This is a genomic window from Micromonospora sp. NPDC005298 (genome assembly GCF_040607375.1).
Lineage (GTDB): Bacteria > Actinomycetota > Actinomycetes > Mycobacteriales > Micromonosporaceae > Micromonospora.
The window spans coordinates 83468-106802 of record NZ_JBEXGP010000020.1 but is presented as its reverse complement, the minus strand read 5'-3'; the positions used below and the strand labels follow the sequence as shown (position 1 = coordinate 106802).

The 23335-nt window shown below is 67.5% G+C and carries 13 protein-coding genes; 5 read left to right on the top strand and 8 right to left on the bottom strand.

What is annotated here, in order from left to right; translation table 11 throughout:
- Positions 1-4 precede the first annotated feature (4 nt).
- Positions 5-493 carry a hypothetical protein gene (locus tag ABZS77_RS23640; protein WP_354826564.1) on the bottom strand — a complete coding sequence of 163 codons (489 nt, stop codon included), beginning with the start codon at positions 491-493 and terminating at the stop codon, positions 5-7.
- Positions 494-634: 141 nt separating this feature from the next.
- Here ABZS77_RS23640 and ABZS77_RS23635 point away from each other — a divergent pair, with 141 nt between their 5' ends.
- Together ABZS77_RS23635 and ABZS77_RS23630 are read left to right on the top strand one after the other, a co-directional pair.
- The gene (locus ABZS77_RS23635; RefSeq protein ID WP_354826562.1) at positions 635-1279 is read left to right on the top strand and encodes a hypothetical protein; all 645 of its coding nucleotides are present in this window, start codon (positions 635-637) and stop codon (positions 1277-1279) included.
- Positions 1280-1449: 170 nt separating this feature from the next.
- Entirely contained in the window at positions 1450-2103 is a 654-nt protein-coding gene (locus ABZS77_RS23630) for a hypothetical protein (RefSeq protein ID WP_354826560.1), read from the top strand.
- Between the two features lie 3 nt (positions 2104-2106).
- Here the strand turns inward: ABZS77_RS23630 and ABZS77_RS23625 are convergent, their stop codons facing one another.
- Complete coding sequence (locus tag ABZS77_RS23625; RefSeq protein ID WP_354826557.1) at positions 2107-3315, bottom strand: zf-HC2 domain-containing protein; 1209 nt, start codon at positions 3313-3315, stop codon at positions 2107-2109.
- Between the two features lie 260 nt (positions 3316-3575).
- Between ABZS77_RS23625 and ABZS77_RS23620 the strand changes: the two genes are divergently transcribed.
- Positions 3576-4211, top strand: coding sequence for a response regulator transcription factor (locus ABZS77_RS23620; protein ID WP_354826554.1), 636 nt, complete (start codon positions 3576-3578; stop codon positions 4209-4211).
- 52 nt (positions 4212-4263) lie between these two features.
- On the opposite strand, the gene ABZS77_RS23615 is transcribed toward ABZS77_RS23620, so the two are convergent.
- Positions 4264-4845, bottom strand: a complete 582-nt coding sequence (locus tag ABZS77_RS23615) for a sigma-70 family RNA polymerase sigma factor (protein WP_354826552.1) — start codon at positions 4843-4845, stop codon at positions 4264-4266.
- 353 nt (positions 4846-5198) lie between these two features.
- Here ABZS77_RS23615 and ABZS77_RS23610 point away from each other — a divergent pair, with 353 nt between their 5' ends.
- Entirely contained in the window at positions 5199-7469 is a 2271-nt protein-coding gene (locus ABZS77_RS23610) for a hypothetical protein (protein WP_354826550.1), read from the top strand.
- On the top strand, positions 7469-16468 hold the full coding sequence (locus tag ABZS77_RS23605; RefSeq protein ID WP_354826548.1) for a hypothetical protein: 9000 nt from the start codon (positions 7469-7471) through the stop codon (positions 16466-16468). Before ABZS77_RS23610 ends, ABZS77_RS23605 begins: the two co-directional genes overlap by 1 nt.
- Positions 16469-16518: 50 nt before the next feature.
- Here the strand turns inward: ABZS77_RS23605 and ABZS77_RS23600 are convergent, their stop codons facing one another.
- The 5 genes from ABZS77_RS23600 to ABZS77_RS23580 form a co-directional block, all read right to left on the bottom strand.
- Positions 16519-17547: a CE1758 family FMN-dependent luciferase-like monooxygenase gene (locus ABZS77_RS23600; protein ID WP_354826546.1), complete on the bottom strand. Its 1029-nt coding sequence runs from the start codon at positions 17545-17547 to the stop codon at positions 16519-16521.
- 47 nt (positions 17548-17594) lie between these two features.
- A complete protein-coding gene (locus ABZS77_RS23595; RefSeq protein ID WP_354826544.1) occupies positions 17595-18752 on the bottom strand; it encodes a zf-HC2 domain-containing protein in 1158 nt (385 codons plus the stop codon).
- A gap of 158 nt (positions 18753-18910) precedes the next feature.
- Complete coding sequence (locus ABZS77_RS23590) at positions 18911-20641, bottom strand: S8 family serine peptidase (RefSeq protein WP_354826542.1); 1731 nt, start codon at positions 20639-20641, stop codon at positions 18911-18913.
- 230 nt (positions 20642-20871) lie between these two features.
- Positions 20872-21621 carry a zf-HC2 domain-containing protein gene (locus tag ABZS77_RS23585; protein ID WP_354826539.1) on the bottom strand — a complete coding sequence of 250 codons (750 nt, stop codon included), beginning with the start codon at positions 21619-21621 and terminating at the stop codon, positions 20872-20874.
- 37 nt (positions 21622-21658) lie between these two features.
- On the bottom strand, positions 21659-23308 hold the full coding sequence (locus ABZS77_RS23580; protein ID WP_354826537.1) for an RICIN domain-containing protein: 1650 nt from the start codon (positions 23306-23308) through the stop codon (positions 21659-21661).
- Positions 23309-23335 lie beyond the last annotated feature (27 nt).

Genomic DNA, 23335 nt, shown 5'->3' with positions numbered 1-23335 from the left:
GCCGTCAGCCGTCGGTCTTCGGCGTGGGATACGGGTTGGTGTTGTAGTCCACGGTGATCGGCGGCATCTTGGTGTCCTGCTGTTCCCCGCCGCCCTCGCCCTCGTCGGCGATGGCGTGGACGAAGTTGTCGAACATGTCTGTCACGGCGTGCTCGGCGGCGTTGTAGTTCGCTGCAGCCATCACGGCGCCGTAGCGGATCTGGTCGAGGATGCCCGGCGTCTGCACCCTGGTGGGGTCGGCCGGGTCGGGGGTGCCGAACAGTCGATTCTGCACGTCTTTGAGGCGCTCGTTGAACGTGTCTGCCGCCTCGGAACTCTCCCCGAGCCAGCCGATCTTGAGCTGGTCCCAGGTATTTCCGATCTCTTTCCAGTCGTCCTGGAGGTTGGTGACCAGCGAAGCGAGATAGACGCTTGCGGACCGGTGCATGTAGTACATGTCTACGTTGATCCGCACCGCGGAGGCGTCGTAGTTGGTTGCACCGTCACTCACCATGCACGCTCCGTAGTTTGGACTTCACCCTCCCGGTCGACCGTAGCCACGGGGCAGGGCAGCGTCCCAGACCCCGTTCCGGCGCCGGTGGGTCGTACCAAGAGGGACGTTGCCGCCACCCCAGCAGGCGCGCAGCGTGTAGGTATGAGCGATTCCGAGCCCCCTGTCGTCCCTGTCGATCTGACCCAGGAATGGCCGACCGGGCGTCACGTCAGTGGGAAGAACGAGGACCTCATCGGCTTCGAGGCGCCCACCTCGGATGGTCAGGGGGGCTACACCAACAACGAGGGTCAGCCGGTTGACGAGCACGGCAACCTGCTGCCCGACCCGAACGCGCCCACGGGTGATCCGGGCGAACCGGATCTGCGTAGTTACGATGTCAGCCCTGGCCAGATGTACGACGCCGAAACGACGATCCTTCAGGCCACGGCGGGCCAGATCGCCGACTTCGAGCACTTCCGCGACACCGCGATCGCCAGGTCGGCCTGGGTCTTCTGGGCCAGCAAAGAGTCGGACACGATTCCCGTCGCCCATGAGGGGGTCCCGCTCAACAACAACGTCAAGTGGATCGGCCCCTACGACGACGGCAGCGGCTTCTACGCCCCGTACAAGGACCCGCACCCGGAGCAGACCGCGGAGATCCAGTACAGCCAGTTCCAGCTGCTGCAGGGCTGCGGCGCGGTGCTCGGGTTGGTCGGTGAGTTCGTCGGCAGGCTCAACAACGCCGCCCAGATCTACGCCGGCGCGGACATCAACTCCACCGTCCCGGACGGCACCAGCATCGCCTGAGCCTCGGCCGGTAACCGGTCCCGTCGGTCAGACCGGTCAGCTTCGCGCGCACGCTGGCCAGGGCCGCCGCGTGCTGGCTCGCCGTTGTGCTCGCCACCGGTAGCGAGCCGGCTGTGGGTCGTACCAAGAGGGACGTTGCCGCCACCCCAGCACGCGCGCAAGGTGTAGGTATGAGCGATGCCGAGCCCTCTGCACCCCCTGTCGTCCCTGTCGATCTGACCCAGGAATGGCCGACCGGGCGTCACGTCAGTGGGAAGAACGAGGACCTCATCGGCTTCGAGGCGCCCACCTCGGATGGTCAGGGGGGCTACACCAACAACGAGGGTCAGCCGGTTGACGAGCACGGCAACCTGCTGCCCGACCCGAACGCGCCCACGGGTGATCCGGGCGAACCGGATCTGCGTAGTTACGATGTCAGCCCTGGCCAGATGTACGACGCCGAAACGACGATCCTTCAGGCCACGGCGGGCCAGATCGCCGACTTCGAGCACTTCCGCGACACCGCGATCGCCAGGTCGGCCTGGGTCTTCTGGGCCAGCAAAGAGTCGCAAATGAATCCGGAATGGCGTGAGGGGGACGCGTACAGCAGTATCTATCGCGAGCCTGGCTTCACCGACAGCGGCGGCGGCTATTACATCAACTGGGTGGACCCGCACCCGGAACAGACCGCGGAGATGCAGTACAGCCAGTTCCAGCTGCTGCAGGGCTGCGGCGCCGTGCTCGGGCTGGTCGGTGAGTTCGTCGGCAGGCTCAACAACGCCGCCCAGATCTACGCCGGCGCGGACATCAACTCCACCGTCCCGGACGGCACCAGCACCGCCTGAGCCTCAGCCGCCGTTGGGGCCGATCTCGGCTTCGCCGTCGTGTGAGAAGTAGACGGTCACCACCGTCTTGCGGTCGCTGCGCTGCACCGCCACGTGCGAGATGCCGGCGATCGCCGCGGGCACCGTACCGGACACCTCCTGCTGCTTGCCCGTCCCGCCGGTCCAGTTCACGATCGCCCACCGCTTGTCGTCCGGACCGTAGCCGTACAGCCGGTAACCGGTCCCCTTGGTCAGACCGGTCAGCTTCGCGCGCACCTCGGTGAACCCGTCCTTCGCGGTCAGCGTCACGGTCATGCGCACCCCGCTGTCCACGTCGGTCGTCGAGCCCGCCGCGCTCACGGCGGCCCGGGCCGTTGGCGCGCTGGGCTCGCCCGTGTGCTCGCGCAGGATCGCTGTCGCGGCGGTTGCGCCGATCGTGACGGTCGCGGCAAGCAACCCGATCGAAACAACCAACGACTGCGTACGCCGGACCGGTCGCGTTTCCGCAGCCGGTTGCGTGGCCAGGGGTGTGGGAGCAGGCGCGGTCGACGGTGTCGGCCGCTTCACGGGCTTGGTACGCATCTCCGGTGCGATCTTGGGCTTCACCGGCGCGGCAGCCGGCTCGGCGGCGGCAGCCGCAGGTGCGACGGCCGGCACGACAGGTGCGACGGCCGGCATCGCGAGCGATACCGCCGACGCGGCGGGTGCGGCCGGGGGCGGAGCAGGAGCGGCGGACGGGGGAGGGGGTGGCGCAGCCGGTAGGACGAGCGCGGCGGGCGGCGCCGTGGGTGGGGGAGCTTCCCTGGCCGGCGCCACGGCGGTGCGCGTCGCCGGAGCGGGCGGCGCGGGTGCGGGCGGCGCGGGTGCGGGCGGCGCGGGTGCGGGCACCGGTCCATCAGTCGCGGCTGCGGACTCTGTGGGGCGGTTGCGGCCGGGCCGGCGGGGCCAGCCGACCCAGGAACGCGGCTCCTCGGGTTCCTCGATCGGCGCGAACCGGGCCGGGAACGCCGGTGGCACCGACGTGCCGAGCGCGCCGTACATGCTGGCCAGCCCCTCCCGGTCGTCGAGGAGCAGGGCCATCGCCCCGAGGGCCTCGCACACCTGCGCCGCCTCGTCGCGGCAGGTCGCGCACGCGTCGAGGTGGGTGCGCACCCGCTGGGCCGAGGCCGCGTCGAGCTGGTCGAGGTAATAGAGCCCGAGCAACTCCTCGACGTGCTCGGTACCGTCCGCCACAGATATCAATCCCCGGTCCGCTTCCACTGGTCAGAGCCCTCGCCGGGCTCTCTGCCCATCCTCGCCGAACGCCGGGGCGCCGCGAGACACCAGGCGAGCATGCTTGATCCGTACGGCAAGGGAAAGTCCCTCATCGGGGGGCATCGCCACCGCGACCGACCGGGACGTCAGCGGATTTTTTGCGGTTCGTGAACCGGGCGGGGCCGGCATCCGTCTCAGTGGCGCCCGTGAAGACGGGCGCGACAACTTGGAGGAGCCCGGTGTTGACAGTGGCCATCGTCTCCGATCAGCCCATCTCCCGGGCTGGTCTGGAAAAGCTGGCATCCGACGATGGCGGTCTGCGCGTCGCGGCGACCGTCGCGAACGTCGGCGATCTACTGGCCGGTGGGCAGACGTTCGACGCGGTGGTGCTGGAGCTGCCGTCAGGCGGCACGGACAGCATCGCGCGGGCGGCCACTGTGGGCCGGCCGCTGGTGAGCGCGGCGTGGGACCGGTCACCGAGCCTGCTCGCCGCCGTCCGGGCCGGGGCACGGGGTTGTTTCAGCAGCCTCAGCGAGCAGCCCGACGTGCGGCAGGCGGTGCGGGTGATCGTCCGCGGTGGCTTCTACATCTGCCCGCGGCTGGTCGACCAGTTTCAGGGTGAGCTCGCCCGCGGCGGGGGCGAGGAGCAGAACGGCCTGGCGCCGCGGGAGGTCGAGACGCTGCGGTTCATCGCCTCCGGCTTCACGCACGCGCAGATCGCGACCCGCATGGGCCTCTCGCAGGCGACGGTCAACACGTACGCGAAGCGGATCCGCGCGAAATTGAACGTCAGCAACAAGGCGGAGCTGACCCGGATGGCGATCGAGCTGGGCCACTTCAGCCACCCTCGCCGGCTGAGCCGCACCGCGGCCTGAGCGCGCGCTGGGCGGGAACCGTCCACTCATCTGCTCGTTCCGCGGGGGAGTGTCATGCCCTCCGCGGACGGCCGCGTTCCGCCGGCGGTTCCCCAATGTCGAATTCGCGTCCGGGCAGCGCCTCGCGCAGTGCCCGCAGAGCGTAGGAGGTGCGCGACTTCACCGTTCCCGGCGGCACGTCCAGGACCTCGGCGACCTCGGCCACCGACCGTTCCTGGAAGTAGATCTCGACAAGCGTGATCCGCAGCCGCTCCGGCAGTGCGGCCAGCGCCGCCCGCACCTCGGCGGCCTCCAGCGTCTGGTCGATGGGATCGCCGCCGGTGTGAGCGTTGGTCTCGACGTCCTCGTCGGGCACCTCGCCGGGGCGGGCCTCGGTCGCCGGGACCTGGTCGATGAAAGTCTGCTTCGCGATCGTGAAGAGCGACGCCCGGCTCCACCGGCCTTCCGCGTTGCGAGCCTCCGGATCACGCCAGGCGCGTAGCAGCGTCTCCTGGACGATGTCCTCGGCCCGGCGTACGTCGCCGCGGGTCAAGCGGGTCAGGAAGCTGAGCAGCACCGGACCGTGGACCTGCTGAAGGTGGCGCAGAGCGGCCTCGTCCGCCTCCGAAGCCTGCGCGGAGGGGGCCGCGGGCATGGAGGAAACCGGCTCCGGCAGTCCCGGAGGATAAGTTGAACCTTCAACCACCCTTAGACTCTGGCACAGGACTTCCGCAATGTCCCCATCGGGGATCACCGCTATCGCGGCAGTTGTGACAGCGCGGGCGACCTTAAGGGGCATCCGACCGAGCCGACCCATGCCGCGGCCTTCAGCGGAGCCCTCTGTGGGCCGCGGGCGGCAGCGAACGTGTGATGGTCGCTCGTCTCCCCGACTACGACGCCCCGGAGACCGGGCCGGCCGTGGTGGGTGTCGTGTGAAGAGAGGACTTGCTCGCGTCCCTGTGACAGGACGACCGTCGACCATGACCGGCGGAGTGGAAGAGGTGCGGCGTGGATGTCCTGGCGGACTGCCCTGAATGGTTCACGATGGCCGGGCTCGGCGTGTTCGTGTACCAAAGTGATCCGAATCGGTCGCCCTCCAGCGCGGTCATAGACGGGAACATCTCGGGCTCGAGGGCGATCGACAGCCGGGTGTATGACCTGGCCAGGCAGACCCGGCCCCCAGCTGGGGTCGCGATGATCATTCCCGACGAACCCTCCGAAAATCTTCGTGCCTATCTACACGATCTGGTGGCCGCCGACGGCCAGCTGGTGGTGGTCCCGTTCTCGTCCAAGACCTTCGGGCTCCTGGATCTGACCAGCGCCATCAGGCTGCAGGACCGCTTGGGCATCGTGGTGGGAGTACCGGAAAGTGCCGTCGACGGAGCCGTGCCGCCGGCCCTAAAAGCCCGTCTCGTGCCGGTCGAGTCGACCGAAAAGCTTGGTACTACCGGTAGGTCAGCTACCGCCTACCGCCTGCTGCCCGAGGCGCTGGTGGCGAACCGCCAAAAGCTCGGCGAGTTGGCCACGGGGACCGAACCACCGTCCGTGGCCAAGCTGGTCAGCTATTCCGCGGCCGGTGCGAGCCCGACAGTCGGCGGCGACGGCTTCGTATCGGGCGATCTCACGCCTCTGGCCGGCGTGTACTACGCGACCTTCGACGACCTGCCACAGCTGCCCATCGCGGAACTGCTCGCCTCCACGAGTCCACTGTCTCGATCGGGCCTGAACGCCGCCCTCGACGGGCAGCCGAGGCCTATGCCTCTGGCGAACGTAATGCAGGAGTTCAAGTCGGGTCGGGCGTCCGCTGCACTGGTTCACGCTCCTTTCGAGAGTCGTACGCCGGGGTCGCTCTGGATGGTGAAGGACCACACCGGAAAGCTGGCGTGGGCGAACGGAACGCAGCCGGTCGCTCCGGTGGTCCTGGATGGTGCCGTCGACGAGAGAGCAGCCAACCTGGAGGACCCGCACACCGAGTTCGTGCTCGTCGGGCCGAAGGGGTTGCCGTACCAGCCGGAACTGCCGCCCGAGCCGACGTGGACGCCGCGGCTGTCGGCCAACGCCCGACGAAGCGGCGACACGATTTTGCTCGGCCCGGACGGGCCGTACGCCGCGACCAAGGAGATCATGCGGCAACTCGGCCGCCCTGGCGGCCCGATCGTCCTGGTCAACGTCCGCCGCGGGGCACCGTCAAAGCACGGAACCACTCTGGACGAACTCACCGCCAACAGCCTGCATCACCTCTTGGAGAAGAACCCCGCCCTCAAGGTGGTCGTCGCCACGGAGGACAACGACCAACTGAAAGCGATCGTCGTCAACCAGCACGGCCGGTCATCGGTGCAACCGACGATGCTTGGCTTCGAGAGGTTCTGGACTGTGGAGGGGCCCCGGTCGAGCTACCCGGAGCAATACCAGAGCCTGACCGGAGGTGCGTTGGCGCGAGCCGCGGCGCTTGCCGACCCGCCAAAAACTCGTCCGTCGGAATTGGTGGCAGGTCTCATCAATAAGCCGACGTGGAAAGGCGTCGAGTCATACCTGGAGCAGCACTCGTCCGAGCTGTTCACGCGTGAGGTCGTGCGGGAGTTGACTCGTCTGAAATCAGCGAGTGTGGCCAACGGCGAGCGGCCGTCCAGGTATGGCGTCGGGCAGGTCAAAGACCATCCATTCTACCGTCCGAATCTGACCTTGAAGGCGCACCTGGCCTTGATCGAGCAGGGGTTGCGGGCGAAGGAAGACCCCGAACTTGGCGGTAAGCATCCGTTGGAACCGCAGCACGCCTCGCTCATGGATGCGATCGAACCGCACACCCAGACGGCCGACTCCAGTTTGTTCCTCGGTTATCTCACCTCGCGCCCCCTGGACCCGGCCCGCCTCGGCCAGGCGGTCGGGGACTATGTGACGGGTCTCCTGTGGTTGCGGGAATTGCTGCAGGCCACGAGAAATCCTGAAATAACGAAGGTTGATCTCGCTGACGTGCTGGCGGTGGTGAGAGCCAAGGGGGAGCTTGAGGAGGAGCGGGCGGCCCGCCGTCCGGGCCAGCCCGAGATCTACCGCGCGCACGCCGCCATGGTGGCGTTGATCGCTGATTTAGGACGTGTCGGCGGGCTCCCAGCCGATTGGCGCGAGCGACTCAAGGCCACTGACTGTCTCACCGGCACTGATCGCGTCTTCTGGCATTTCATGATCATTAATGTCTTTGTGCCGATGTTTCCGGAGGCCAAAGCACAGTTGCTGAGCTTACGGGAATTCATGGCCGCATGTCACGATAAGGCTGGTGTCTGATGCCCGGCTCCTTCACTCCGCCAATCTGCTTCCACGGTTTCATTCCGGTCGCTTCCGGGATCTACCTCAGGCTCGAACGCACCCTTACGGACGTGCCTCCCCACATTCGAGGTGTGCAGCCAATCACCGGCCTGGTGCAGGCACACATGCACCAAGACGCACTGGGTGCGGAAAGTGTGCGAGCGGCATTACGGCTCCAGGGGCCGTCGGTTGTCGCGCGCCTATCGGTAAGCCTTTCCCCGGAATTCAGCACAATCATCAGTCGCGAGGCGGCGTTGTCCGCAGCCGACCACTTCGGCGTGTACCTCGATCTGCCGGAACGGGCCGATCTGGTCGATCCGGCCGACGACCGGTTTCTGCCCATCACCACCGAGCGCAGCGTCACCAGTTCGGTTTCCGCGACCGGTGTCCGGGTGATACCTCAGAGGCACCTGCTGGCAGACCTCACCGCAGCTGTGGATGGTCAGGCAGCCAGCGGCTATGAGCCGATGCGCGGCCAACTGCGCTTGGCGGCCGACAACGTCGAGATCGGCGCACCGCGTTCGGTGGCCGTCGCGCTGCCGCCATGGGCTGCGGACCCGCCGTCCGCGCTCGGCGCGCCGGTGGCCGTCAAAACCTACGCCGAGTTGATGTCGCATCTTGACGGTCTCGCAAAGTGGCAGCAGGCGAAGGTCACCGCCATTGCCTCCGATCGCACGTACGAAATGTCCGTGCGGATGCACCCATGGGGCTTGGAGGCGTCGGCGCCGCTGCCTCGGCGTCCGGACTCCCTCTCGGTATCACTTCCGGACCCTGCGCTGTCGGAGCGGGAACTATCCTGGCTCGATGACGTGGCCCTGACCATCAAAGGGACGCTCGGCGGCCAGCGGGTGTCGCCTGACGACAACGGCTTCAAGGAGCTGGACAGCTACATTGAAGGCCTACGTGAGGAGGTCGCCGACGCCCGAAAAGCCCGGGATCTGCCAAACAGGCCTGTCACAGATGTCATCTTCGAGGCGGATCACGAAACGCTGCAGAAGTGGCAGCAAGAAGGTGAAAGCGCGGCCCGGTCGTTCGAGAAAAAGGCGAGCGACACGGCTGACCCGGAGAGACGAGCAGCATACTTGCTCCGAAGCGTTTTGCACCGTGATTTTTGGGTCGAGATCCAGGCGCTGAACGCTGCTATGCAGGGAACGGGCAGTAGCCGATCGAGCGTCGAGCAGGACATTCATCCCGCCGAGGCGGGACACGGTGAATCCATACCACTGACCCGGATGCCCCCCACGCCGTCGACGCCTGCCGCGCGCCACCAGTTCATCCCGATGGTCCGGACGATTCTCGAACCATCGGCGGCTCAGGTCACCGAAGAGCATATGGCGACGCTGACGGCGTACACCAAGGAGGCGTACGAAAAGCGCACCGAGGGCGAAATTGTAGGGCTGGACGCACTGCGCCGACGGCACGGCTACGCGACACTCAAGCAAGACCTCGAAGAGACGCGGAAGCGGACGGGCGTGCAGGGCAGCATCGAGCGTAAGGTAGCGAGATATATCAAAGGTGCAAAACCAGAGGCGACCGACGATCGAAGGCATGAGCTGCTGAGGCTCGCTCTGCGCCTGCTCGACAAAGTACCGAACCTCTCCGGGGCGGATTACGAAAAAGCAATCCGCGATTCGGACGTGTTCCTCGACTGGGCCCAGCTTCGCTACTCGAAGACGCATTTAGACAATCGCCCGCCTGGCCCCCTGCCGCTGGACGTGTTGGCGGAGTTGATTCGTGGCAAGCTGGATGGCGATGTCTCCTTGAACTTGCGGAACGTGGGGCGCATCGCCGAGGAGAGAAACGCTCGGCGAACCTGGTGGGAAGAAAAACCTCTCCTGCCGAAACGGCTGATCTCTCGGACCGGAAGTTTGCCGGGAGTTGGCAAGGTAACGCAGTCTGTCTCCACCACGCACACGAAACGGATCACGGGAAAGCTCGAAAACGGCGACCGGGACCAGGACCGCAACCGGGAGGTGAAGGCACTTCGCGCTTTGCTGGAGGCGGCGAGTCCTCCGGTGAGCGTCCCGGACGAGGACCTCAAACGACTGGTCGCGACCCGGCGCCGGCTCTACGCCAAATCGTGGGATCGCCGCTACACCGCCCTGGGGGTTTTCCACTACCAGCAGATGGCGCGGGAACTGCTGGGCCGTGACGGGGTGACCGCGGATGTGCTGCGGGACCTCGCCGTCTTGACACGCCCCGAGTCCTCCTTGCGCGTCGGCGGCGTCGACCAACCATTCAATCATCGACAGATCCGGCAGGATCTCACCAACAACGCGCTCAAGGAGTGGCGGCCCGGCACGGACAAGCCCGGCCCCAGACCGGAGGTGGGGGGCGGAGGTCGGGATTACAGCCGGATGGTGACCGCTTTCCACACTATCGAATTGGGTCCGTTCGTATCCGACTTGACCGCTTGGATCAACCAGTCTGTGCCGTTCAGCGGTAATCAGATCACCGAGGATGTCGTCGCGCGTAAGATCACGTCGCTCTTTGGCCAGACGCTCGATGATGGCACGCCACTGGAGATTGCCGTCGACGGCAGGATCTACGATATCAGACTCTGGGCGATTCCGATCCGGGAACCGGAGGTCGAACCAGAAAGCCTTCCCGGCAAGAGCGGCCTGTTCCCGGGCGCGCTGGAAGGCCGTACCTACGGCTTTTCCGAATCGGCAAACTCGGAGGCGCAGACGCGGTCAATTTTCGGCGACATCGGTCCGGCCCATCGATACCTGTTGGGCGTGCGGTCCGACACGACGCTGACCTATGGTCAGAGCAGCGGTTCGGGGAAGCGGGCTCTCAGCAGCACAACGAAGGCCAAGTACCAGCAAGTCCGAATCAAGGAGAACATGGGATGGGTGACCCTTGATGTGAACTGGGCACTGCGCGTTCAGGAGCGCAGGACGTACCACCGCAAGCGCGACGCCGTTTCCGAGTTCGCGGGCGTTCCGGCCGTGGTCAACAAGGTTCGGGAGGGTACCCTCACCACGGACGAAGAGGGCGGTCGGTGGATCCAGCGGGTCTTCACGGACAGCATGGGGACGCCGGTCATGAACAAAATTCGATACGCGGTGCCGGAGTTCCACCTGCCCTACTCGAAAGAGCAGAGTGAAAGTGATGAGCTGAAAGCGAAGACTGACGCGGATTACGGGAAAGTAATCCCGATCAGTGATCCAAGTGATTTCGAGGTGTGGAGCATGGATCATGCTGTCACCCGGATCCAACTCGCGGATCGGGTGATCGCCTCCGTCCGAAAAATTCTCACGCCTGCGGATTACGCTTTCTGGAAAACGCACCTTGAGCGATACCTGTCCAACGATGAGCTTGCCCTGAACTTCCAGAATCTCATGCGTCCCAAGGGCGACCGCGGCTACCAGCAGACGTTCCGGGTGCTACTCGAGAGCAACGGCCGTCGCCTCAGCTTGAGCCTCGGTGCCAAGGACAACAAGCCGATCACGAGCCTCACCAAGATCAGTCAGGTGAGCAGAAGTGGGGAGACCCGGATCGACCGGGTGCGGGCCTCCGTGCTCAGGACCCAGGTCACTCAGGACAACGACTCCACGCACCGTGTGACGGCGAACGAGTTCGCGCGGCTCTGGAGCTCTCGGGTGGCGCGGCTCGGCGGGCGCATTCAGAAGCCCTTCGGCAATAAGGTCGGCCAGTTCAGCCAGCAGAGACGGACCTTCACCACCCGCGCCACTCGGATTGTCGACAACCTGCAGGTGGCGTCGATCGACTTCGACCTGGAGCTGAGAATTCACCATCACCGCGACAAGGACCTGATGGCAGGTCGCCGTGAGCACGTGGACTACGAAAACCACGAGAATCTGTCGGGCTTCGCGCACGTCCTGGTGCATGAGGACGACCTCAAGAAGGTGAGCACCCCCAGCGCCTCCACGCCTTCGTCCATTAAGCCCAAGCCCGACGAGATCGCTGCTGCCGCGAGTAAGTCGGGGAAGACGACGAAGACTCCCCGCTGGTGGACCCCTGGCGCTGGCTGGGGCCTGACGATGGACGTCGTAGATCGTCTGGAAGGCGTTGAGGGTCTCTATAACGCGATCGTTCCGGAATTGGTCAAGGGAGGGCACCTTCCCAAGGCGGCGACCACCGCACGTGGCGGAGCCACAACGCCGTGGGCCATCTTGCAGGAGATGCCGGTAACCGGCAAGCTGGAGAATAATCCCGGCCTGGACTATCGGAACTGGCAGATGATCATTCGTGAGTTGTCGGAGGACAATCTCCTGTCCAGGGCGGACGATATATTGGACTCCCAGCTGAACGGCCGCGGTATCGTCTGGATCTTCAGGCATCCCGATTCGCCGATCCGCATGGAGAAAGCCCTCACCGTTACCCTGACGGCGGAAACACTCCGCTCCTCTTACGATAAGCAGACCGCTTACGAGCTGCAGTACGGTCACATGAATACGGAGACGACCACCCTCAAGGATGCCAAGGTATCGGCCCGGGAAAGTGGATTTTCCGCCGGTGCCGGCGGGGGCGCAGGCGGCGTTTCGATGCAGGGCACAGTGAACGCTCAGTATGTCTCTCGAGAGTCCGAGAACGTCGGACGGACGCAGTCCAGTTCGGTGCTCTCCGACACCGACGGCCAAAAGATGAAAAGCCGCAGTTTCAAGGCGGAAATTCGCTGGCACTGGACGGTCAAACCCGCAAGTAATGCCCCTGACAAGACGAAATCCGGCACAATTGACGCGCAGGCATTCATCCTGCAGCCGGACAAACTCAACGACACCGGAGATGCCAAAGGCCTGGGCAGGCTCGTCATCGAACCCGGCTCGGGCAACGTTCCACCGATGACCACCGAGAACCTGTCGGTTGAATTCATGGAGCGTGTTATGAAAGATCCGAATGCGCAGTCTCCGATAACCAGCATAGACGCCACCGCCTACACCGTACTCGGAACCTTTGGTGCGGAGAGGTTGCAGTCAGCAATGGCGCAGGCGATCGCGGACGAGCGCAGTCGGGCATTTTCGGACGGAGTGCGCGGGCGGTTCGCTCGGGTTCAGGAAAAACTGGAGCCAGATCCGGAGGTGCGGGCGCAGCAGTTGGAGGCGTTTCTGTCGAATGCGTTGAGCCGGCAGGCCTACAAGGGCTTCTTGCTCAGGGCGTTGACGGGGGCGAGCGTGGCGATACCGGTCGGCGGCGGCGCGGCGGGGCTGACCGCCGCACTGGTAGGGACTCCAGAGATCGTGAAAGTGTGGAAGCCCTACTCGCAGCAGGTCACCGAGGCCCAGGCTGGCAAGGAGTCCGGTGCGGATAACCTGTGGCAGGCGGGAGGCGGGGCCGGCGGATTCATCGGAAAGAGCGGCTTGAAACCCGTTATCGAAGACGCGCCGAGTAGCGACGCTGGAAACAGTGAGTTGGTGATCGGGACCGGCGCCGCTGCCCGGGTGAAGGGGAGGGGAAAGGCGGCCGTCAAGTCGAACACGGTGGGTAAGTATTCGGGCCTTTTCCAGGACGCCTCGGCTGTGATCGTCCGTTCGGCGGTAGTCCATCGGATCCAGGTGGGCAAAACCGTAAAATGGGTGGCGGGCGAGGTGTTGCTGAACGTGAAGACGACCGACGTGATCCCGTACGCCCGTCTCTTCAAGAACGCCGAGTTGATTGCCGATGAGATAGCAGCAGCGAAATCGACCGCGCCGCCGGGGGCCACCCTGACGAGCGCGGTGAGGTCGTCGACTGGCCAACAGCACTCGTCCCACGGGGCGACGGTGTGGCAGATGCTGCTCAGTGGTGGCAACGAGCAGACAGGCGTTGCCCCGCTCGTCAAGGCGTTGGCGAAGGCGGCGGAGCCGTTCGAATCCGCCGGGCTCGCCAACTACGTCACCTCGGTGCCCGCCATCGTGAATCCCTTTATGGGCAAGGCGCTCGACGGTGGCATGTCCCAGCCCTACGTCGATGACGATCAACGAACGTTCCAGATAACGTTGAGGGCTGAACAGGTGGGCCAGGCTTCGGGCAGTCATGACAGCGGTTCCGGCACCAAGTCCTACACCCGGGGAAACGACGCACTCAACGAAACCCGCCGCTGGACCAGCGCGAACGCTGTGGTCGGCAGTTCTGGCGGGCTGGGCCAGCCGTTTCACCCCGAAGAGGGCGACACGAAGTCTGGGTTCGACCTCGGGTTCGTGGCTGCTTCCGTAGTAGGCGGATTCACCCGGGCCACCGGCCGCAGTGATACACACGGCTCAAACCTGCTGACGATGGCAGGTGCGCGCGTCAACAACCTGACCGGCTACTCCCAGAACGTGAGGTTCTCTGGCACGATCAAGGAGACCACACCCGGCACGACGGCAGCACTGAAGAAGATCGTCGGCGCGGGTCGGAAAGACCAGCCCTTCGAAGTCACCGTCAAGCTCCTCGTCAGCGAACCCACGGGCGGCTCCACCACCCTGGGAGCAGACCGGCCCCGCCCTGCTTTCGGTCTGAGCCGGACGCTGCCGGAGACAGCGCAGGTCCTCTCCATACGCGGGCTCGGTGCGATACACGAGGCAATCTCCTCCGCCGGCCTCGCCCGCTCCGGGACGTTGAACGACACCAGGTATCAACTCAACTACGAGACGTTCCCCAAGAAGCTGAGGGCGATGCTCACGGATGAGGGCGCCCGGTTCCGATCGCTGTCGACTGCGACTGCGGACCTCGACGCTGGATCCAGGGGTTTCATTGTGAAGGCCCGCGTCGCCGAGGTTGAAGACCTCTACTGGGTGGCGAAGGCGGAGATCGAGAAGTACGACCACGGCACCGATCTCGTCGGCCACGGCGCCTCCGAGACCCTGCGGTCAAATATGGTCGGGGCGATCACAGTCGCCGGCGCGCCGGATTTGGTCAACTGGGTCGGAGGCACCGGGTCCGTCGGTACGCAGCGAGGCACGACCCGCGGTACCGACCAGACGCGTTGGAACGAGCACCGAGCGTGGCTGCGTACGAGCACGGCCCTGTTCGTCGTGCACGCCCGGTTGCAGTACGAGGTTACGTGGCCCGGGAAGCGCGGCGTGCAGAAGATCCCGGCAATCGGGTACACCGACATCGTCGTGTCCAAGGCGGACGCCCGGGCGCTGGGAATTCCGGACGAGGCGCTGGCGGCCGTCGTACCGGCGGAGAGCCGCACCAAGGAATTTCCCGACTACGTCGCAGGCAGCGCTGCACGTCCTGACAAACCGTCAGCGGTTTCTTCCTCCACCGCCGATCGGTTCCACCGCTTGCTCCGGCAGGCGGACGCGGGCATGCACGCGCTCCGTCCTCCTGCCGGCGCGAGCCGGGTGGACATCTCCAACATGCCCCTGGTGTCGGAGGGCGCGCACGCCGACCCGAAGGGCAAGAGACCCGCATCTGTTCAACCCGTCGTGTGGTACGAACTCGTGCGCAGCGACAAGGAGTTGACGTTCGTCCTTCGGGTGCACCTGACCGGAGACCCGAAGGCGGTGTCGAAGGTCAAGAAGTTGACGACCGAGGGGGTGCAGTCCCACCTCAACGAGCCGGGACACCAGCTGCCGATGGCCGACCGTCAACTACGGGTCGAGGTGCAGTTTGTCGATGCCGGGCAGGCGCACCTCGTAAGGCCGGTGGTTTCACCGACGGCTGACGTCGACGAGGGCTGGGCATGGGGTCAGTCCCCGGCGTTCTACGCGCACAAGGTGCTGCGTTCCATCGGCGCGGCCGACCATCAACCCCCGAGCCGCAAGGAGCCGGTGGACGCGAGGCTGGAGGTCCGTCCTGCAGACCTCCAGCAGATCATGGACGTCCTGGAGCCGATGTGGCCGTGGCGTGATTTTCCCGGGGGCGCACTACACGGCCTTCCTGCGGGCGACGGCGGCCTCAGCCCGGCACCGGAGTGGCTGCGAACGTCTCTCGCCCGGATCGAGCGGCCGTCCGCGGACATACCACCGAACCTGCTCAGCGACAGTTGGGTGGCCGGTGTCGGGGCGTCGCCTCCGCCGAAAGCCCTCCGGGCCACCGCGGGCCTGGACTCAAACTCAAACCAGTACTTTGTATGGCTCGGCACGGCGCGCGACGGGGCGGTGGACCGACCCGTGTTCGAGTGGCTGAACGAGCGGTTGGAACAACTCGCCCAAGCCGGAAAGACGCCCATCGTGGTGACCAGTGGCCGGGGTGACGCCGGTGTGTCCGGCAGCGCGAGGAGCGTCGGGAAGCTCAGCCTGACAAAGCTGCTCAGCACGTACGGCGTCGCTCTCGTGTACCAGGTGCCACAGAGTTCCGGCGGGCTCTCCGGGGCGAGCTTCGACAACAGCTGGAAGGTCCGCGGAGCCACCTCGGCGGCGGTGACCGCCGAGAGGGCGGACGCCACCTGGTCGAAGATCGATTCGACGCTGGTCACCGCGGCACGCGACCTGACCCAGCCGACTGTCGAGCGCGTACCCGACGATTTCGGCGCGCTGGTGTGGGGCGCGCAGGGCGTACGCGAGCGGTTCGACCTGCTGCGGTCGCGCCCGGACCTGGCGAACGCGACACACCTGGAACATGCCGCCAGGATGGCCGAGCGGGTCCCGGCCAGCATGAACGTCGCACTGGTCAAACCCCTGCTGAGCTTCGGCCCGCACGAGGAGGTGGTGGTCCAGTTCACGGAGGCCGCGCCGGAAGCGCGGCCGCGTGCGCTGCTGCAGGCGGTCGCTCGACTGGACAAAGCGGGCAAGCTGAAGGGCCCCCAGGACTCCGCCGGAGGCACCGGCGGTTTCGTCGATCTGGTCCAGGCGGTCCGGCTGGGCGCGAATGAGGCGGAGCACAAGCAGTTCGACTTCACCGTTTCGCTGCTCAGGACCATCGGCCAGATCAAGGCCGGCAAGTTCGACGACGCGACGGATTTCATCACCGCCAACAGCGGAAAGCTGGAACCGGGCCAGAAGACCCTTTGGGTCGACGCGCTCGCGGAACTCAAGGGCTCCATTGCCGATGCCACCGAACGCGGCCGCCTCCAGAAGGTGCTCGAGGCGGTTTACGAGTGCTGAGCGGGCGCCCCGCCGCCGGCGCGGCGGCGGGGCGCCCTACCAGCGGCGGATCACCGCGGGCGAGGGCTACCGGCGAGTTCGCGACGCAGCACGGGCAGCACCTCGGCACCGAGGATGTCCAGTTGCTCCAGCACCGTGCTCACCGGCAACCCGGCGTGGTCGATCAGGAAAAGCTGACGGGAATAGTCACCGACGTACTCGCGGTAGCCGAGGACCGCATCGATGACCTGCTGGGGGCTGCCCACCGTCATCGGTGTCATGTCCATGTGCTCCTCCAGTGAGGGCCCGTTGCCGTAGAGGGGAGCGTTGTCGAAGTACGGCCGGAACTCCCTCACCGCGTCCTGCGACCTCGGCCGGACGAAGACATGCCCACCGAGCCCGACGGCCGCCCGCTCGGCGGTGCCGTGGCCGTGTGCGGCGTACCGCTCGCGAAAGGTCTGGACCAGTCGGGCCGTGTGCTGCCAGGGCCACATGATGTGGTTGGCGAAGAAGCCGTCACCGTGGGCGGCGGCCAGCTCCGCGGTCTCCTCGCTGGACACCGACGCGTGCCAGACGAACGGCGGATTGCCCGCGAGTGGTCGGGGCACCGCTGTGAAACCCCGCAACGGCGTACGGAACTCGCCGGACCAGTCGACGGTGTCCTCGTCCCACAGCCGGCGCAACAGCCGGTAGTTCTCGACCGCCAGCCGGCGACTGTCGTCGGCGTCGCGGCCGAACCACGAATACACCGGGCCGAAGATGCCCCGGCCGAGCATGAGGTCCAGCCGGCCGCCGCACAGGTGCTGCACCGTCGCGTAATCCTCGGCGAGCCGCACCGGATCGTTCGTGGTGATCAGAGCCGTTGCCGTGGAGAGCAGGATCCGGCTCGTCCGTGCGGCCAGGTAGCCCAGCAGCACCGCCGGCGCGGACACGGCGTACGCCGGGGTGTGGTGCTCGCCGACGGCGAAGACATCGAACCCGGCCGCCTCGGCGTGCTCGGCGATCCGTGCCGTGCCGAGGAGCCGCTCGTGATCCGTTGGCGCCCGGCCCGTCACCGGGTCGGGAGTGCGGTCGCCGAGACTGTAGACACCGATCTGCATACCCCCCAGACGAACGGGGCCAGCGACCGGTTCAGATCGTGGCCCGCTCATCGGCCGGGGGAGGCCGCCGCCGTACCCGCTTCGCGGGGGAGGTATGCCGTGACGACGACCCGGGTGCCGCGGGTGACGGCGAAGTGGGAGAGATCGGCGATGCGGACCGGCAGTTCGCCGTCGAGTTCCTGTACGCCGTCACGGCCGGTCCAGTTGACCAGCGGCCTCTGTCGGCCGTCGAAGGTGTAGCCGTACAGCCGGTAGCCGGTGCCTTCGTCCAGGCCGCTCAGGGTGGCCCGCACGGTGACCCGGTCGCGTTCTTCGGTGACAAAGACCGACAGGTTCGCGCCGGAGTCCCGGTCTGTCGCGGCGGCGACGGCCGTACGAACGGTGACCGTCTGCACTCCCGGGGCGGGCGGGGCGAGCAGGGCCCGCACGGAGACACCGGCCACCGTGAGGGTCAGCGCCAGCAAGGTGCCCAGGCCCGCGAAGGTAACGGCACGCCGGGACAGCAGGCGCTTCCGTGGGTACACACGCCGACCGTCGTCCGGATGCACGATGGCCGGCGCGCTGTCGAAGCCGGCGGGGCGCGCGACGGGCCGTCGGGCGGCCCGCGTCGGCGAGAGTACGGCCGTCGGCGCGGCCTGCTCCTGAATGGGCAGGGGCTTTCCAGTGGGCGCGGCCGGCGCGGATGCGGCCCGTGGCGGCGCGACGGGTGGGGATGTGGCCCGCGGCGGTGCGACGCGCGAGGGTGTTACCGGTGCCGCCCGTCGCTGCGGTGGCTCCCTGCGCGCGAGGTCGGGTCCGGCGGCGGCAGACACCGCCCCGGTGGCCGTCGCGGCACCCGTACCGCCGCGCCGCAGTCGGAGTCGGCGTCGGTCGGTCTCCTGGGCCACTCCGCGCGGCTGACCTACCAGCTCCGGCGGCGCGAACCGGGCCGGAAAGGCCGGCGGCGCCGCCGTCCCCAGTGCCCCGTAGAGGTTGAGCAGGTGATCCCTGTCGTCGCTGAGCAGGGCCAGCGCGGCGAGCGTCTCGCACACCTCGGTCGCCACCGCCCGGCACTCGTGGCACGACTGGAGATGGCGGCCGACCTGCTCCCCGCTACGCCGGTCGAGCGCGTCGAGGTGGTAGAGAGCCAGCAGGTCCGCCACATGGGCGTCCGTACCAGAGACATCTTCCACCCGCATCAGACCCTCGGTTGACCGACTTTCCACCAGTAATGCTTGAAACGTGCCCAGCCGACGCACGGTTCATGTCGGCGGCTACAAGCCCGGGCGCCAGCGGTCGAAGACGTCCTGCGCGGTTGGGCTTGGTGGACGGGGCTGCGGCATCGCACGGCGGCATGACCACCGGCGGGCCGGAGCGGGAGTCGTCATGGCGCGTCTGGACGCTGCCGGAGCGACTTGGCTCCGATCGATGCCTTCGGCAGTGCCACGGTCTCGGCCCGGGTTCCCGGCCCGTCGCTGGCCACGGACGCCGTGCTGTCGGCGTTTTCGTCGTCCGGGTTCAGCGTCCTGCCGCCCGGAGGCGGTGGGTCACCGACCGTTCGCCGGGAGACCGACGGCGGCAGGGGCGGGGAGGCCGGAGGAAGAGCGCCGCTGCGAGCCGGCGGTGCGGTGGTCACCGGCCCGCGGTCGTCGTCGTCACCGCCGTCCTCGGTGTCATCGCGCAGCAGCCGGCGGATCCGGAACACGAGCAGCACCGCTGCCGCGAGCGCGACCAGCGCCACGATGGCCAGCAACGCCGACCGTCCACCGGAGCTGGCGGAGGTGAGCCGTCCGCCCGGTTCCCGTGCCGACGAGGTTGCCGCGGCCTCCTCGGGCAGCACCTTCGTGACTGCGGCGGCGGCATTGATCATGCCCCAGCCGTACCGGCCGTCGGGCTGTGCGCCGTCGCCAATCTTGTCCGACGTCACCTGGAGACGATGGGCGACCTGCTCCGGGCTCAGGTCCGGGTACGCGGCCCGGACCAGCGCGACGGCGCCGGCGACAAAGGCCACCGCGTACTGGGTGCCGCTGCCCGCGACGGCGCCGACCCCGGTGATCCCGACACTGCTCACGTTGACACCCGGGGCGACCACGTCGATGCCACCACCGCGATAGTCGGCGGCTCGCTGGCCGTCGACTGCCACGCCACCGACCCGCAGCACACCGGGGCCGATCTCCGCGTCCGGGTTGACCGGCACCGAAGCACGCGCAGCGCCGATCACCACGACGACGTCCCGGGCCACTGCCTCCATGATCGCCTTTGCCACCTCGGGCTTGCCCGTGTCGACGAAGTTGCCCAGCGCGATGACTGTCGCGCCCGCCTCGACGGTGGCCTCGATGGCCGCGGCAGAGTCGGCCGGCTGGGCCTTGGCGTCGTTGCCCACGATCCGGACCGGCATCACCGTGGCGTCGGGGGCGACGCCCTTGACGTCACTGCCGTTGGTGGACTGCCCAACCACCAGACCGGCCATCGCGGTGCCCGAGCCGAGGCAGTCCGTGTCGCCGCGGCCGCTGCCGCTGGTGATGTCCATGCCGACGGCCACGTGACCACTGAGCGTCGGCAGGCTGCCGTCCACACCGGAGTCGATGATCGCCACGAGCTGCCCCTTGCCGCGGCTCTGCGGCCAGGCCTGGTCGGCGGCCAGGCGCAGGCTCGCCCAGTCGGAGCGACTGCTCGACGCCGCCGTGGTCGCACACTGCCCCGCCTTCGCGCGGGGCTGAGTCGGCGCCTTGCTCGGGATCGCGGCCGCGCCGGAGACCCGCTCCGGCGGGATGGTGGGCCGCGCCTTGGCGGTGGGCGTGGCCTTGGCCTTGCCGGGCAGCGGTTTGACCGGCGCGGCCGGCGCCTTGTCGGGCAGCACTCCGTACTTGACGCCCTCGCCGACGGCGTCCCACGGCAGCACCAGCAGCCACCCGGCTCGCAACTGGCCCGGTTCCTTGAGGGTGGCGCCGTCAGGTTGCCGGCGGCCGGTGTTGAGGTTGCGGATCTCGACGGACCGCGCCCCGTCGCCGAGGAACCGGGCGGCGATGCTGGTGAGGTTCTCCGGTTCTCCCTGGTACGACGACGTGACGGCGTAGAACTTGACGTATTCGTCGGCGGCCGAAGCCGGGCTCACGGCTCCGACGATCAGAGCCACCATGACGAACACCGCGAGGCAGGCACCACGTGCCGACCGGGTGATCCAGAACATTCTCTACTTCCCTTTGTCGTCGCCCAGGGCGGATCTGCACACACGACGGCCGAGACGGCATCGTGGTTCACGGCCTGACGCGATCTGCGCCAGCATCGCGATCCCGTCGTGCCACGCCGCCATCCGGCGCTCAGCAGGTGCGAAGGCGGCATGCCTCAGCGCGGTGTCGCGGACGTGGCTCGGGGAAGATGCACCGTGACCGACGGTGCGCCGCTCGCCCCGCTGATCGTCACGAAGGCCAGGTCGCCCAGGGCCACCGGCAGGTCACCGGAGGCCTCCTGCACCGTGTCGGTGCTGGTCCACGAAGCGATCTCGCGCGTCTGGCCGTCGAGCGTCACCGCGTACAGCTGGTAGCCGGTGCCGGCGCGCAGGCCGGTGGCCGTGACCCGCACGTGCACTCCGCTGTCGGTCTCCGACGCGAAGACCGAGGCCGTCGCACCGGTGCGGGGCTCACTCGCGCTCGCCGCGACCGTCACCACCTCCTGCCCGGCCTCGTCGGTCACCTGATCCAGAACGAAGAGGGCGCCGAAGCCGACGAACAGCACCACCGCAAGCGCAAGACCGGCCCGCACCAGCGCGAGCCGCTGCCGCCGGGGGCGCGGCTGCCGCCGGGCCCCGGCGGACACCGGACGCCCGTCGGCCGGACGAACCGTGCCGGAGCCGCCACGCCGGGCAGGGGGCGCCGCCGACCGGGTGACCGGCGGCGCCCCCTCGACAGCCATATCGTCGCTGAGCAGCGCGAGGGCGGCGACGACTTCGCACACCTCGCGGGCCGCCGCCCGGCACTGCGTGCAGTCGCGCAGGTGCCGGTCGACGGCGTCGCTGTCGGCGGGATCGAGGACACCCATGTAGTGCGGACCCAGCAGGTCCGTCACATGGTCGCCCAGGGCGGGTAGGTCCGGCACGCCGCTCAGCTTCCCGGTCCGCCGTGCGCCGCTGGCGTCACTGCTTGACGAATCGCCACTTCTGGTCTCTCTGGTTGTCCGCGCGGTCGAACTGTTGGATCCAGTATCCGTTCCAGGTGGTGCCGTTGTCCCTCGTCGGCCCGATGTCCACGCCCAGCAGCTCCATCACATAACCGGAGCGGCGGTTGGTCATGACCACGTTCCCGGCGCCGACGTCCTCCAGCAGCCACTGCTGATTCTCGTCCTTGTCGTCACGTTCGTACACCGCCATCTTCGACCCGGCCTGCAGGGAACGGTCCTGCACGGACAGGGCCATGTTGTTCAACGCGCTCACGATGATGACGTGCCGATTGTCCGGCGCCGGGTAGAGCCGCCAGCGCTGGTCCGCGGACCCCTCGTCCTTCCACAGTTTGACCCGGTCACTGGGCTTCGCTGGCTGATCCGGGAACTCCACGACCGACTGGGCCCACGGGCTCTCGAGGCGGTATGTGGCACCCGCCTTGTACGCGAACAGCCTCGGGCCCCGGGGGTTCTCACTGGGCCGGGCAGACGGGCTGGTGCTCGGCGAGGCCTGGACGCTCCGGCTCGCCGACGGCGTGGGGCTCGGCTTCGCGGTGGGGCTCGGCTTCGTCACGGGGACGGAAAGCCGGCTGTCCTTCTCATACTCGGTGACGTGCGCCGGAACCTGGTCGGCCAGCTGGGTGACGTTGACGCGGGGTAGACCGGCCGCGCGCCGCACCGGGTCGATTCCCCACTGGTACGCGCTCAGCGCCAGTCGATACGGGTCCTCGCCGTTGAGCTCGGACAGTTGCTGCGCCATGTCGCACATCGCGATACCGAGTGCGGGGATCGCGTCCGCGGGCCGCCACACCGACGTTCCCTCGCCCGGCTGGTACTGCTCCCACATCGTGGGCGTGAACTGGGCGACACCCTGACGGTCCGACGTGCGCTTGTTCACGTCGAAGTCGGACAGTGTCCGCAACTGTGCCGCGATCCGGGCTGGCGTGATCTGCGGGCAGATCTTTCCGGCGACCTGGATCGGCTGGACGAGAGCGTCGGGCACCTTGACCTCGCCGGTCGGCCCGGAAGCGGCTGACCGGGTTACCGCCTTCTCGGAGAACTGCGGCTGCTCGGCGTACCAGGCCGCGTACGCCTTCACCTTGTCGACGTAGGGCTTGGTGTCTTTCGGGACGCCGCGGGCGTCGAGCACCGCCTTGACTCCGGTCTTCTCCGCGGCGATGGCGGCCGGCCAGAGGTCTCCATCGATGTCGGCGGAGCGCAGATGGCCCACGTTTTCGCAGGTCCGGTGACCCAGCGCGATGATGTTTGCCCGCCGGTCGGCGCGACTGGCATCGGACGAGGGCCGCCACTTCTCCCACGCCGCCTGGTCGAGACCGGCGATCATGTCGGGGCTGCCCTTGAAGCCGGAGGCCGCCATGATCTGCGCGGCGAGCTTCGGCGGGTTGAGGGCGGGGCAGGACAGGGCTGCCTCCACGATGGCGGGCACGTCACCGTCCGGAACCGGCTCGCCGACCAGCTTCTCCGGGTCCGCAGTGGCGGCCAGTTCGAAACCGACGGCCCCGGACGCCAGGATGACGCCGACCAGGGCGACGATCTCGACGCGCCTACGCGTCGACGAGATGAGCCGTCGCCACGGGCGGCGCTGGCCACTTGCGGTTGCTTTCATCGACTCACTCTTACGCTCAGATGGGTG

Bases quoted from the DNA above. Each gene is read 5' to 3' on its own strand.
- ABZS77_RS23630 (WP_354826560.1), top strand. From the start codon at position 1,450: ATGAGCGATGCCGAGCCCTCTGCACCCCCTGTCGTCCCTGTCGATCTG.
- ABZS77_RS23600 (WP_354826546.1), bottom strand. From the start codon at position 17,547: ATGCAGATCGGTGTCTACAGTCTCGGCGACCGCACTCCCGACCCGGTG.
- ABZS77_RS23615 (WP_354826552.1), bottom strand. From the start codon at position 4,845: ATGCCCGCGGCCCCCTCCGCGCAGGCTTCGGAGGCGGACGAGGCCGCT.
- ABZS77_RS23640 (WP_354826564.1), bottom strand. From the start codon at position 493: ATGGTGAGTGACGGTGCAACCAACTACGACGCCTCCGCGGTGCGGATC.
- ABZS77_RS23580 (WP_354826537.1), bottom strand. From the start codon at position 23,308: ATGAAAGCAACCGCAAGTGGCCAGCGCCGCCCGTGGCGACGGCTCATC.
- ABZS77_RS23605 (WP_354826548.1), top strand. From the start codon at position 7,469: ATGCCCGGCTCCTTCACTCCGCCAATCTGCTTCCACGGTTTCATTCCG.
- ABZS77_RS23635 (WP_354826562.1), top strand. From the start codon at position 635: ATGAGCGATTCCGAGCCCCCTGTCGTCCCTGTCGATCTGACCCAGGAA.